General features: G+C 42.6%; 9 protein-coding genes and 3 pseudogenes. 5 read left to right on the top strand and 7 right to left on the bottom strand.

The window, feature by feature from the left end; translation table 11 throughout:
• The first annotated feature begins 379 nt into the window (after positions 1-379).
• The gene (locus N4T56_RS04030) at positions 380-1,390 is read left to right on the top strand and encodes an isocitrate dehydrogenase (RefSeq protein WP_261732318.1); all 1,011 of its coding nucleotides are present in this window, start codon (positions 380-382) and stop codon (positions 1,388-1,390) included.
• Positions 1,391-1,683: 293 nt separating this feature from the next.
• Here N4T56_RS04030 and rlmM read toward each other — a convergent pair.
• The 4 genes and pseudogenes from rlmM to N4T56_RS04010 all read right to left on the bottom strand — a co-directional run bounded on the left by rlmM (position 1,684) and on the right by N4T56_RS04010 (position 4,875).
• A pseudogene (rlmM, locus tag N4T56_RS04025) lies at positions 1,684-2,772 on the bottom strand (23S rRNA (cytidine(2498)-2'-O)-methyltransferase RlmM).
• A gap of 97 nt (positions 2,773-2,869) precedes the next feature.
• Positions 2,870-3,248 (bottom strand): annotated as a pseudogene (locus N4T56_RS04020) (DUF423 domain-containing protein).
• A gap of 21 nt (positions 3,249-3,269) precedes the next feature.
• The gene (locus tag N4T56_RS04015) at positions 3,270-3,983 is read right to left on the bottom strand and encodes an alpha/beta fold hydrolase (RefSeq protein ID WP_261732317.1); all 714 of its coding nucleotides are present in this window, start codon (positions 3,981-3,983) and stop codon (positions 3,270-3,272) included.
• The gene (locus N4T56_RS04010; RefSeq protein WP_261732316.1) at positions 3,964-4,875 is read right to left on the bottom strand and encodes a transcriptional regulator GcvA; all 912 of its coding nucleotides are present in this window, start codon (positions 4,873-4,875) and stop codon (positions 3,964-3,966) included. Before N4T56_RS04010 ends, N4T56_RS04015 begins: the two co-directional genes overlap by 20 nt.
• Before the next feature lie 178 nt (positions 4,876-5,053).
• Between N4T56_RS04010 and N4T56_RS04005 the strand changes: the two genes are divergently transcribed.
• Positions 5,054-5,278, top strand: coding sequence for a hypothetical protein (locus tag N4T56_RS04005; RefSeq protein ID WP_261732315.1), 225 nt, complete (start codon positions 5,054-5,056; stop codon positions 5,276-5,278).
• A gap of 115 nt (positions 5,279-5,393) precedes the next feature.
• Here N4T56_RS04005 and thiI read toward each other — a convergent pair whose 3' ends face one another.
• The 3 genes from thiI to pomA all read right to left on the bottom strand — a co-directional run bounded on the left by thiI (position 5,394) and on the right by pomA (position 8,892).
• Complete coding sequence (gene thiI / locus N4T56_RS04000; protein WP_261732314.1) at positions 5,394-6,848, bottom strand: tRNA uracil 4-sulfurtransferase ThiI; 1,455 nt, start codon at positions 6,846-6,848, stop codon at positions 5,394-5,396.
• A gap of 346 nt (positions 6,849-7,194) precedes the next feature.
• The gene (locus N4T56_RS03995) at positions 7,195-8,121 is read right to left on the bottom strand and encodes a flagellar motor protein MotB (RefSeq protein ID WP_261732313.1); all 927 of its coding nucleotides are present in this window, start codon (positions 8,119-8,121) and stop codon (positions 7,195-7,197) included.
• Between the two features lie 3 nt (positions 8,122-8,124).
• Complete coding sequence (gene pomA / locus N4T56_RS03990; RefSeq protein WP_261732312.1) at positions 8,125-8,892, bottom strand: flagellar motor protein PomA; 768 nt, start codon at positions 8,890-8,892, stop codon at positions 8,125-8,127.
• A gap of 368 nt (positions 8,893-9,260) precedes the next feature.
• Between pomA and xseB the strand changes: the two genes are divergently transcribed.
• The 3 genes and pseudogenes from xseB (at position 9,261) to dxs (ending at position 12,303) form a co-directional block, all read left to right on the top strand.
• Positions 9,261-9,497 carry an exodeoxyribonuclease VII small subunit gene (gene xseB / locus N4T56_RS03985; RefSeq protein WP_261732311.1) on the top strand — a complete coding sequence of 79 codons (237 nt, stop codon included), beginning with the start codon at positions 9,261-9,263 and terminating at the stop codon, positions 9,495-9,497.
• 36 nt (positions 9,498-9,533) lie between these two features.
• On the top strand, positions 9,534-10,415 hold the full coding sequence (gene ispA / locus N4T56_RS03980) for a (2E,6E)-farnesyl diphosphate synthase (RefSeq protein ID WP_261732310.1): 882 nt from the start codon (positions 9,534-9,536) through the stop codon (positions 10,413-10,415).
• Between the two features lie 22 nt (positions 10,416-10,437).
• Positions 10,438-12,303, top strand: a pseudogene (gene dxs / locus N4T56_RS03975) (1-deoxy-D-xylulose-5-phosphate synthase).
• Positions 12,304-12,358: the final 55 nt, after the last annotated feature.

The following is a 12,358-nucleotide window of genomic DNA, read 5'->3' as shown; positions in this document are numbered from 1 at the left end:
GTTTCCTCTAATTATTATCATGATGGATTATCTGTTTGATCAATAGCGAGGCTATTTCGCATTGAGCTGCATACGACCAAAGTCGTCTATATAAAAGCATCACACCGAATAAGCTATTCGACATCAATTTTCACCTTACCACTTGAGTAAGCGTAAACTAAACCGATGTCGAACGGACTGACAGTCATAGTAAAACAATCGGATTAGGATTGACTTAAAAATAACGGAAATAATGTGATAACACTCACTATTTTCTGTAAATAAACGTTAAAAGTCGGTAAAATACGCCGCAGAAAAACGACGGATGTTATCGTCGTCTGACCGTAATCTTGCTTGCGGTTCAACACTTGCAGTAACCACAACCGTGGAAGGACTATTCATGCCAAAACGTACAATTACCGTAATCCCAGGTGATGGGATTGGACCTAGCATCATCGATTCAGCTTTAAAAATCCTCGACAAAGCAGGATGTGACTTTGAATACGAATTTGCAGATGCTGGGTTAACGGCGTTAGAAAAGCACGGTGAGTTATTACCACAACGTACGTTAGACCTAATCGAAAAAAACCGTATTGCCTTAAAGGATCCATTAACGACACCAGTAGGCGAAGGTTTTACTTCAATTAACGTCAGTCTTCGTAAAACATTCAGCTTATACGCTAACGTGCGCCCGGTTAATTCTTTTAAAGGTACTCAGGCTCGTTACGAAAATATCGACATCATTACGGTTCGTGAAAACACCGAAGGTATGTATTCTGGTTTAGGACAAAAAGTGTCAGACGACGGCCAAACTGCCGAAGCTACCAGTATTATTACTCGCCAAGGTGCAGAACAAATTACCACGTTTGCCTATGAGTTAGCCCGTAAAGAAAACCGTAAAAAAATCACGATTGTTCATAAAGCCAACATCATGAAATCGACTTCAGGTTTATTCTTGAAAGTCGCCCGTGAAGTGAGCCAGCGTTATCCAGACATCACCACAGAAGAAATGATTGTTGATGCAGCTTGCATGAAATTAGTCATGAACCCAGAAAACTTCGATGTGATTGTAACCACCAACTTATTTGGTGATATTTTATCTGATCTTTGTGCTGGTTTAGTCGGCGGGTTAGGCATGGCACCGGGTGCCAATATTGGTCGTGACGCCGCTATTTTTGAAGCAGTACATGGCAGTGCCCCAGACATTGCAGGCAAAAACTTGGCAAACCCAACGTCAGTCATTTTAGCGTCAATTCAAATGCTTGAGTATTTAGGCATGTCAGACAAAGCTGAGATGATCCGCAATGCCGTTTCTGCTGTCATTGAAGAAGGCGACCGCACGACGCGCGATTTAGGCGGCACTCACGGTACCACCGACTTTACCCAGGCGGTACTTGACCGTTTAGGTTAACCTCAGCTCTGGATAATAAATGTATTTCAAACAGCTCTTTGCACCGATAACGTTGTTAAATTTACTTGCAATAGACTCGCTATTGACGCGTAAATTTGCCTAGTTATCAGCGCAAATTTCAAGTTTGAATGTATCGTATGGAATTATTGTTAGAATCAAAGTCATTTATTCATCTCTAAACCAGAGTTGAGGTTAAGTTAGTCACTTCTTTATTCTACAAGCTTCAAGCCTAACAAAAAGCCCGCTGGTAATGATTATCTGCGGGCTTTTAATATTAATCGATATTGGGATAATTAAGCGTAACTCACGCCCTTTTCAGGGAACAACCACAAATGCACAGTCACTTCATCACGGTCGTGATACAGGTGCTTACACTGCATTTTAAAGTCAATTTCGTTCTCAGTTAAAATGGTGTTCATGGTTTCTAAAATGGTGCTCACTTCTTTATAGCGGCTCTTCATCGGTAATTTAAGGTTAAAGATAGCCTCTTTAAACCAACCGTTAATCGCCCAGGCTTCCATTAACTCAGCAACACGCGCTGGTTTTTCAACCATGTCACACACTAACCAATAAATGTTTTTTCGCGGTGGCTCAAAACGAAAGCCGTCGGCGCGGTAATGCTTAACCTGGCCTGTTTCCATTAGTTTAGGGTCATTGGATCGTTATCAATTGCTGCCACCATCATACCGCGGCGCACTAATTGATAAGTCCAGCCGCCTGGGCAGGCACCTAAGTCAACTGAATTTAAACCACTGCGACAGCGAGTTTCTTGCTCTTCTTTGGTTAAAAACACCCCAAATGCTTCATCAAGTTTTAGACTTGAGCGACTCGGCGCATCTGCAGCCATTTTTAAGCGTGGAATACCCATAAAGTGAGGAGAGCTATTGTTACTCAGTGAATAACCCGCATAGGCTTTACCTGATGCCAATAAAACACACATGAATAATAGGACGGCGATCGTTTTCAGCGCCAAGCAATGCGCCACTCTTTTTTAAGCCTTGACGCAGTGGGACAGTAAATTTACGGCAAAAGGCCGACAGCTCTTTGGCTTCATTGGTGTCAGGTGTTTCAACCCGTAATTCACCACACTTAGACAGCTCTGATAACGTGGCAACAATTGGACTGACACGATCTTGCTCTGGCAAATCAGACAGCATCTCACCCGCAGCAAACATTTGACGGGTAAAAATGAGCGAACTTAGCGCCAACTCTTTAGCTAAAGTATCCGCACCATCCTCTTCAAAACATTGATAAATAACATAAGCATCATTTACGTTGGTTTTAACAAAACCACCGACATTAAGCTCTGCAGCACGTTGTTGAATTTCTGCCGCACAGTCTTTTTCGTAACCTGAACGACAAAATAGAAATAGGTTTTTCATTTGGAGCCTTAGCGTAAGGATGATCGCATTAATAGCGAGACAATAATACCGCTATTATACCCAAAAAATCACAAGGAAGGAGAATTTAGCCGCGGTATTATTTCGCTGCTTTTGATTGCCAAATGGCGATAGCAAATAACGACCATCCAATCAGAAAACACAAACCACCTAACGGTGTAATGGGTCAATCCATTTGGCCCCGTAAAGGCATACAAATAGAGCGAGCCTGAAAACAACACTATTCCGGCAACAAAACTATAAGCTGCCCAATTAAGTAGTTTTGAGGTTATCCAATGGCCAGAGAAGGCTAGCGCAATAAGTGCAAAGGTGTGATAAAACTGATAGTCGACCCCAAGTTTAAAGATACTAACAAGCTCTGGTGGGGCAATCGATTTAAGCCCATGGGCCCCGAATGCACCCAGTGACACCGCTAAAAAACCACTCAGAGTTGCCAGTAATAATAATCCTTTGTTCATTTCACTCACCTTATTGAATGCTTAAGCAATCTTTGAACCTATAAATTGGCAGATACTATCGCAGGCCTGCTGTAAATTACCTTCTAATGTATAACCCGAAGACTTTCGCGGTTGTAAACTATGGTCGCCATCACCTATCCAACATATGGAGGTATTTTCTGACAATGACCAAGAAAGCACTTGCTCACGCCCACCAAACTTATCTCGCTCACCTTGAACGATTAGTATTGGTAATGGGTTAGTGTGTATCGGTGATAGACGCGGCTCGCCACCTTTTAACGGAACAAAGGGATAACCGAGGCACACTACAGCACAAATGTTAGCTGCAACGTCTTTAGCTTGAGCCGATAAAAATACGTGCTCAGTGCTGGTTAAAATCGCCGACATTCGTCCACCCATAGACTTACCCATTACGACAATTCGTTTAGGATTTATCAACCCTTGCTTTATTTTGTCTGCAACATCGAGCAACACCTGTTCAAAATGATTGAGTAATTTAGGCGCACGATCAGGGGGACGACGCTTTCCATCTTGCATGTTGGCTTGCATATATAAAAAGTTAAATCGATATACTTGAAAACCCGCATTAACCAGTTTATCACTCATATTGACCATAAACTCATGATGCATATTGGCACCTGCACCATGCGCAAAAATAATCAAGGTGTCACTTTTGAGGCCTTGTAAAATAAAGTCCTTGGCGAATGTTATATGATTATCCGGTAAGCAGTTCACTGCGGGACTCCTCTGCAAACATATCGACCATCCATTCTCTAAACGCCGATATCTTACCTATTTCAGAATGATTTTGTTGGCACACCAAGTAATAAGCATCTTTACTCACCAGCACTTCAGAAAACGGGCAAATCAAGCGCCCTGCTTTAATATCAGGCCTTGCCAATACACTGTAACCTAATGCAACACCCTGACCGTGTGCCGCCGCTTGCAGCACCAGTGATGAATGGCTGAAGATAGACTCTTGATTAACATTAATATCAGTCACACCGCATTGCCTAAACCACGCTTGCCAGTCTTGACGATTCGCATCGTGCAGCAAAGTATGAAACTTTAAATCACTGGGTTGAGTTAATGGTTTAGAGCCATTCAGCAATAATGGCGAGCATACTGGGATCAGCACTTCGTTACGTAATTTATCAGCGCGCAAACCAGGCCAGTTTCCTTGCCCATAATAAATCGCCACATCAACGTCGTCAGTTAATGAATTAGTGTCACTGTCAACAGCTTTAATTCGAACGTCAATGTCAGGATTTTTTTCACTGAATTTAGCTAACCTGGGCACTAACCATTGAATGGCAAAACTGGGTGACATACTCACGGTTAACGAGCCCACTGCACTACGAGCAAGTAAGCGATTTGTTGCTTCACCTAGCTCAATAAATATATCTTTAATGTCGAGAAAGTAGCTTTGACCTTCTTCTGTTAACAATAATGATCGATTCTTGCGTCGAAACAATTTTAGCCCTAAAAAATCTTCTAACGCTTTAATCTGATGACTTACCGCCGCCTGAGTCACGAACAACTCTTCTGCGGCGCGGGTAAAGCTCAGATGTCTTGCTGCAGCCTCAAATGCTTTCACTGCATTTAGCGGGGGCAATCGTCTAGACATAGTGATCAATCTCTCGTTTATTGATTAGATTTTCTAATGATTATCGTTATTTTTTGTCGTTTGTAAAGAACACTGTGTTTGGTTAAATTAGCAGCATTGAAAATACAGTTGGACAATCTCTACGAGGGAATCGGGATAGTCCGGCAAATGTGAATGATTGGCCTGGAGGCTACCCCTTATGTTCAACTTAAAAACTGTTTTTGCTATTACCTTAACAACGTTCATCGGTTTATCTGCGGCGCAAGCGACCGAAGTTGACGCGATTGATATGGCCGATTTACATGCAGAGTTATCACAAAGCATTGAAGCGATGAAAGTTGATATCAATGACGATGTTAACAGCATTTTAGTTGCAGACAATGAAGAAGCACAAAAAACTTCTGAAGCAACCCAAGCAAACTAATCGCAATTCAGTAAACAGCCACAAAAAAACCGCATTAAATGCGGTTTTTTTGTGGCTGTAAATCATAGGTTAGCCAACAACATTAATTGTGAGTTAGCCTGATGCTTACAGATGCTTATGGGCGATACACTTTAACGTTAGTGTAGCCTTGCTCAATTAAATACAACGCTTGTAGTTTACTCATGACACCACGGTCGCAGTAAAGTAAATAGGTTTTGCTGTTATCTAAATCAGCAAACTGAGTCGCAAGTTTAAAAAATGGAATAGTTTTCACCATCACGTTATCCATTTCTAATGGCGCACGCTCTTCTTCTTCTGGCGCACGAACATCAATGACAATCTCGCCTGACGCAACATCTTTAACGGTTTCTGTTTCAGTGACCTGTTTATTCATTTCAGCTTCAATATCCCGAATGTCCATCACCACGGCCGCATCAACAACACGGTCAATTAAGTCTTCAGAGAATTTAAGCTCTTCTTTTTCAACTTTAGACAACACGGCTTTCACAGTTGGCTTTTGTGAAATAACGCCACAATACTCTGGAATTGACTTGGCAAAATCTTCAGTGCCAATCACACGACTTTGATTAATAATATCTTGCTTGTCCATCGCAATAAGTGGACGCAAAATCAGTAAATCTGTACAGCGGTCAATCACGTTTAAATTGGTTAAGGTTTGGCTAGATACTTGGCCTAAACTCTCACCCGTAACCAAGGCTTGAATCCCAAACTTATCAGCAATACGCGTGGCAGCACGCATCATCATACGCTTAAGCACAACACCCATTTGTCCGTTATCAATCCGCTCGAGGATCTCCTGAACCACAGGCTCAAACGGTACAGAAACAAAACGGACCTTGTGAGATTCGCCGTACTTTTGCCATAAATGAAACGCCACTTGCTTAACCCCAATCTCGTGCTGAGCACCACCAAGGTTAAAGAAACAATAATGGGTACGGGCACCCTTTTTAATAAACTGGAAGCTCGACACACCAGAGTCAAAACCACCCGAAATCAGTGATAAAACGTCTTCTTGAGTCGCCATAGGGAAACCGCCTAAGCCCTCAATACGACGCTCGACCATGTATAACTTGTCTTGGTCGATTTCAAGGTTCACAGTGACGTCTGGATTTTTAAGCTTTACCCCTAATGCGTCAGTATGCTGATTTAAACCACCGCCTACATAGCGTTCCACATCGATAGAGTTAAAGTCATGCTTCCCCGAACGTTTTACACGGACACAAAACGTTTTACCGGCGAGCTCATCGCGGTATTTAGGTAACACTTGTTGATAAATATGATCGACCGAATCAAAAGCGTATTCACTCACTTGTACCACATGAGCAATACCGGGAATGCAGCTTAAACGCGTGGCAAACGCATCGACAAGCTCAGGTTTATTGTCTGGCACTTTCACTAAAATTCGATCGTATAAACGCTGTACTTTGGCATCTTCATCGACTTTTTTCAGTACATTACGAATATTGGTTTCGAGCATTTTGGTAAATCGCAGTCTTACCGACTTACTCTTCATCATAATTTCAGGGTATAGCTTAACAATAAACTTCATGGGGCGTCCGCAGGCATAACAAATTCAATAGCACAGCACTTAGCAAGCACCGAGTCAGTACTTAGCATGGCTAACTCAAAGAGTTGTAATACGTTGATTATAAAATTGAAAAACAGCTTACAGATTTAGAATATACAGATTTATGGATAAATCGGCACCAAATGGTAAGCAATAATTCGCGGATTATACCAAATGATGCCTATTAACCAAACATATTCACTTTCTAATCATTCATTTTGTGCAGGTCACACCATTCACAAAACATTTTGATAACAAAAAGCGCAACCTTATCAGGTTGCGCTTTGGGTATCACGACTAAAAGTGAACAACTTATAAGTAATTAAGCTTAGTCAGACACCGTTATCTCGTTTGACTCTTTCGCTTTACCTTGCTCAATTGAAATCTCGACACGGCGATTACGCGTACGGTTTTCATTAGTGTCATTAGGCACTAATGGCCTGTTAGAAGCCTCTCCCACTACTTTCATGCGGGTTTCATCAAACCCTGGCACTCTACGTAACTCGTCAGCAACCGCAACAGCACGCTGACTTGAGAGCTCCCAGTTGGAACTGTAAAGTTCATTGCTAATGTGCGCGCCATCAGTATGACCTGACACGGTCACAATACCGGGCACATCTTTTAATAATGCGCCAATAGAGCGCACAATAGGCTTAAACTTAGGCTGTAAGAACCCCGAACCCGACGCAAACGAGCCTTTTTCACGAATTCGAATAATAATTTGTTGCCCAAGAGATTCAATTTCAATGGCGCCATCAACAATTTCTTCGTTGAGCTTTTCGGCCATCTTTTTAACTTGTTCGTTAATATTTTCTTGCGCTGAGGCTGCTGCTTTTTTTACGGCTTCCGCTTCTTGCTGCGCCGTTGCAGCCGCATTACCACCTCGTTGCTCACCAGATTGTTTTTGGGTACCACCCGCGCTGTCTTCTTCACCGGCCTGATACTCAATGGTTGGCTGAGTCATTTCATTGGTTTGTTGGTTAATGATTTCAATCGGGGTGGGATCAGGTCTGCCCGGGCGAAACTCAAGCGCAATGACAGAGGTTCCTTTCGGAATATCTTTCACTTCTACTTTGTTTTGTACACCAAACGCATATTTCATCGAGCCAGCAATTTGCTTAAACTTCATGACGTCCATTTCAGAGAATGCTAACAACAATACGAAGAAGCACATCAGCAATGACATCAAGTCAGCAAAGGTTGCTAACCACATAGGGGCGCCTGCAGGTGGACAATCACACTTGGCCTTAGCCATGAGTTATTCTCCGTCCGTTGTATCAATTACACGTTGTTTTTCAGCGAGGTAATTCTTTAAAAAGCCTTCAATCACTCGCGGGTTTTGCCCGTCTTGTATTGCCAGAACCGCATCCATAATTAAGTTACGATTAAGCAGTTCTTCGCCCATGCGCAGTGACAGTTTATCGGCCATCGGGATTGCAATCATGTTTGCAATGATCGCGCCATAAAGTGTGGTTAACAAGGCAACAGCCATAGAGGGATCAATCGATTTAGGGTCATCCATGTTTGACAGCATGGCCACTAAGCCCACAAGTGTACCAATCATCCCCATCGCAGGCGCAACATCACCCATGGCTTTAAAAATGCTAATCCCCATTTTGTGACGTTCTTCGGTTAACGAGATATCTTTTTCAAGGGCATTACGTACCACGTCACCATCGTGACCATCAACCAACATATCAACCGCTTTTTGCATAAAGGTATTGGTGATCACTGCTTCTTCTAACGCCAAAAAACCACCTTTACGGGCAGCGTCAGCCATAGTGACAGACTGCTCAATTAAATCTTCAGGTTTATCAATTTTAAACATGAAAGCTTTCATGCCGATTTTTATCGACCCTAAAAATTGCTTTAGGTTGAACTTCATCATGACAACAAATAAAGAGCCCATGATTACGATCAATACAGAAGGTACATCGATAAATAAACCAATACCGCCACTGGTCACCATGGCGCCAATAATAAATGCAAAAGCACCAATAATACCTATCAGGGTAGCTAAATCCACAACCTCTCCTCAATCGCAGTGATGACTCTGCTTTTTGTGCTCTATTAAAAACGGCTTCGCACGGTAAATTCGATATGTTATATCAATCGTATGATGCAATCATAAGGTGAATCGTTTTGCATTGCTGCAAAAGTTTCTCAAGTCATTATGATAATCAGTAATACGTGTTTCAAGAAATCATTTTCGTTAACAATTTAAAATCTTAACTCTTTATCGGACAAAGTCGGCTCAAGTTTAGCTCGATTTTATTGTTTCTAAAAAAAATTCAATAACAAAGCGTGCTGTTGAGCAAATAACCGACGACTGTATTTGACCGATACGCTGGGCTGATATACCTTGTCACACGCGCAAAGAAAGGAAAATTAATCGTGGCTAAAAAACCAGAAAATCTCAGTTTTGAGCAATCTTTATCTGAGCTCGAAACCATTGTCGCTCACTTAGAGCAAGGTGAAGTGTCACTTGATGACGCGCTAAAACAATTTGAGCGTGGTATTAATTTGGTTCGTCAAAGCCAAACTAAGCTTGAACAAGCTCAGCAAAAAGTGTCTATCTTATTAAATGAAAATGATGTCGAACTCGCACCATTTACCGTTGACGCAGAATAATCTCAATTCGTAATATTGAAGCATAGGTCTTAATACGTGTTAGCTGAAGCAATCAAAACTTACCAAAAACGAGTTGATGCCATTCTTGAACAGCATTTAAATCAGCTCGATGATGCAGCCCCTAATTTAAAAGCGGCAATGTTGCACGGCGCATTATTGGGCGGCAAACGCATTCGCCCTTTTTTAGTTTACGCTGTAGGTAACATGTTCAGTGTTAATGTTAATGCTCTAGACAAAGCTGCTGCTGCCATTGAATGCATACATGCTTATTCATTAATTCATGACGATTTACCCGCTATGGACAATGATGCACTGCGCCGCGGCCAACCTACGGTTCACATCGCATTTGATGAAGCCACAGCGATTTTAGCGGGCGATGCACTGCAAACATTAGCATTTGAAATCATGACGTCAATCAGTGATGATTTAACCCCGACTCAACAACTTGCTATGGTGAGAGTATTAGCAAAAGCCGCGGGTTATCAAGGCATGTGTGGTGGTCAGGCCATTGATCTAAGCGCCACTAATCACAGTATTGATTTACAACGCTTAACCGAATTACACAATAAAAAAACCGGGGCATTAATCAGCTGTGCCGTAGAAATGGCGTTAATTGCAGCCAATGCCCCCGCAGAACAATATCAACTGATGATGCAATACGCCCAAGCCTTAGGCTTAGCGTTTCAAGTTCAGGACGATATTTTAGATATAACCGCAAGCACGGAAGAGCTTGGGAAACCTCAAGGAAGTGATGAGCAATCCAATAAAAGCACCTTCCCGAAACTGTTAGGTCTTGATGGTGCAAAGGCCTGTGCGGAACAACTAATACAAGATGCACTATCAGCGCTGACTAAATTGCCATACAATAGCCAGTTAATTGCAGACTTCGCCCGCTACATTATTGAGCGAAGATTATAATAAAGAGTCAGAATATCTCGCTATGAGTTTCGATATTTCTAAATTCCCAGTACTAGCACAAGCTAATACGCCAGAAGAATTACGGAAGCTACCGCAAGGTCTTCTTCCACAAGTGTCTGATGAACTTAGACAATTCTTACTTCAGTCTGTTGGTATTTCCAGCGGACATTTTGCGTCTGGCTTAGGCACAGTTGAATTAACTGTGGCCTTCATTATGTCTACAACACCCCAGTTGATCGATTAATTTGGGACGTTGGTCATCAAGCATATCCACATAAAATTTTAACGGATCGTCGTGAGCGTATGCACACCATTAGACAAAAAAATGGTTTGCACCCTTTCCCATGGCGTGAAGAAAGCCAATACGACACCTTTAGTGTGGGTCACTCTGGTACGTCTGTCAGTGCAGCTTTAGCCATGGCTGTTGCCGCAGAAAAAGAAGCCGAAGGTCGTAAAGTGGTTGCGGTCATCGGCGATGGTGCCATGACGGGTGGTATGGTGTTTGAAGCCATGAACCACGCAGGTGATTTACACAAAGACATGCTGGTTGTGTTGAACGACAATGAAATGTCGATTTCTGAAAACGTCGGCGCACTAAACAACCATTTAGCTCAATTGATGTCAGGGCGTTTTTACACCACTATCCGCGAAAACAGCAAAAAAGTGCTCAAAGGCATGCCCGTCATTAAAGAAATGGCCAAGCGCACCGAAGAACACTTAAAAGGCATGGTTGTTCCAGCCACATTATTTGAAGAGTTAGGTTTTAATTACATTGGCTACTATTGATGGCCACGACGTGGATTCATTAGTTGAAACTCTGCGTAATATGCGTAATTTAAAAGGCTGCACAAATGCTGCATATCATGACCAAGAAAGGTCGTGGTTATGAGCCCGCAGAAAAAGACCCCATTGGTTGGCATGCGGTGCCTAAATTTGACCCTAGCCAATTTAAAAAACCGGCAACTAAGCCAGGTTTACCAACGTTCTCGCAAGTTTTTGGCAAATGGCTATGCGATGTCGCAGCCCAAGATGACAAGCTGATGGCGATAACGCCAGCAATGCGTGAAGGCTCGGGTATGGTTGAGTTTTCGCAGCGTTTCCCGAAACAGTATTTTGATGCAGCCATCGCCGAACAGCATGCTGTAACATTGGGCGCCGGATTTGCCTGTGAAGGACTAAAACCCGTCGTTGCGATCTATTCAACCTTTTTACAACGCGGTTATGATCAATTAATTCATGATGTTGCCTTGCAACGTTTACCCGTATTATTTGCCATTGACCGTGGTGGCATTGTGGGCGCAGACGGCCAGACTCACCAAGGCGCTTTTGACTTAAGCTTTATGCGCTGTATCCCCAATATGGTAATTATGGCGCCATCTGACGAAAATGAATGTCGCCAAATGCTGTATACCGGATATTGTTATCAAGACGGTCCACTGCTGTACGTTACCCAAGAGGGAGCGCAACTGGTGCCGAGCAAGTCGAACAGATGACAGCCTTACCGATAGGTAAAGGGCTAATAAAACGTCAAGGTAAAAAGATAGTCATTGTTAACTTTGGTACCACGTTAGCTGCAGCACTAGAAGCTGCTGAACAAATTGACGCTACTGTTGCAGATATGCGTTTTGTGAAGCCTTTGGATGTCGACTTACTGGCAGAGCTTGCAAATAGCCACGATATTATCGTCTCAGTAGAAGAAAACGCCGTTTTAGGTGGTGCAGGCTCTAGCGTATTAGAAACACTACAAAGGATGCGGATTGTAAAACCGGTATTATTGATTGGTTTACCAGATGAGTTCATTAAGCATGGCTCACCAGATGAAATTACCGCTGAACTGCAACTGGACGCTCCAGGTATTTTGGCGCAAATCCAGGCCTTTATTGCTTAAAGGTTTACGATAATTTAAAGCATAAAAAAGGACTGAAAATTCAGTCCTTTTTTGT

Source organism: Shewanella phaeophyticola, assembly GCF_025398315.1.
Lineage (GTDB): Bacteria > Pseudomonadota > Gammaproteobacteria > Enterobacterales > Shewanellaceae > Shewanella > Shewanella phaeophyticola.
Note: the sequence above shows the minus strand (reverse complement) of the source record. Positions and strands in the feature narration are given on the sequence as shown.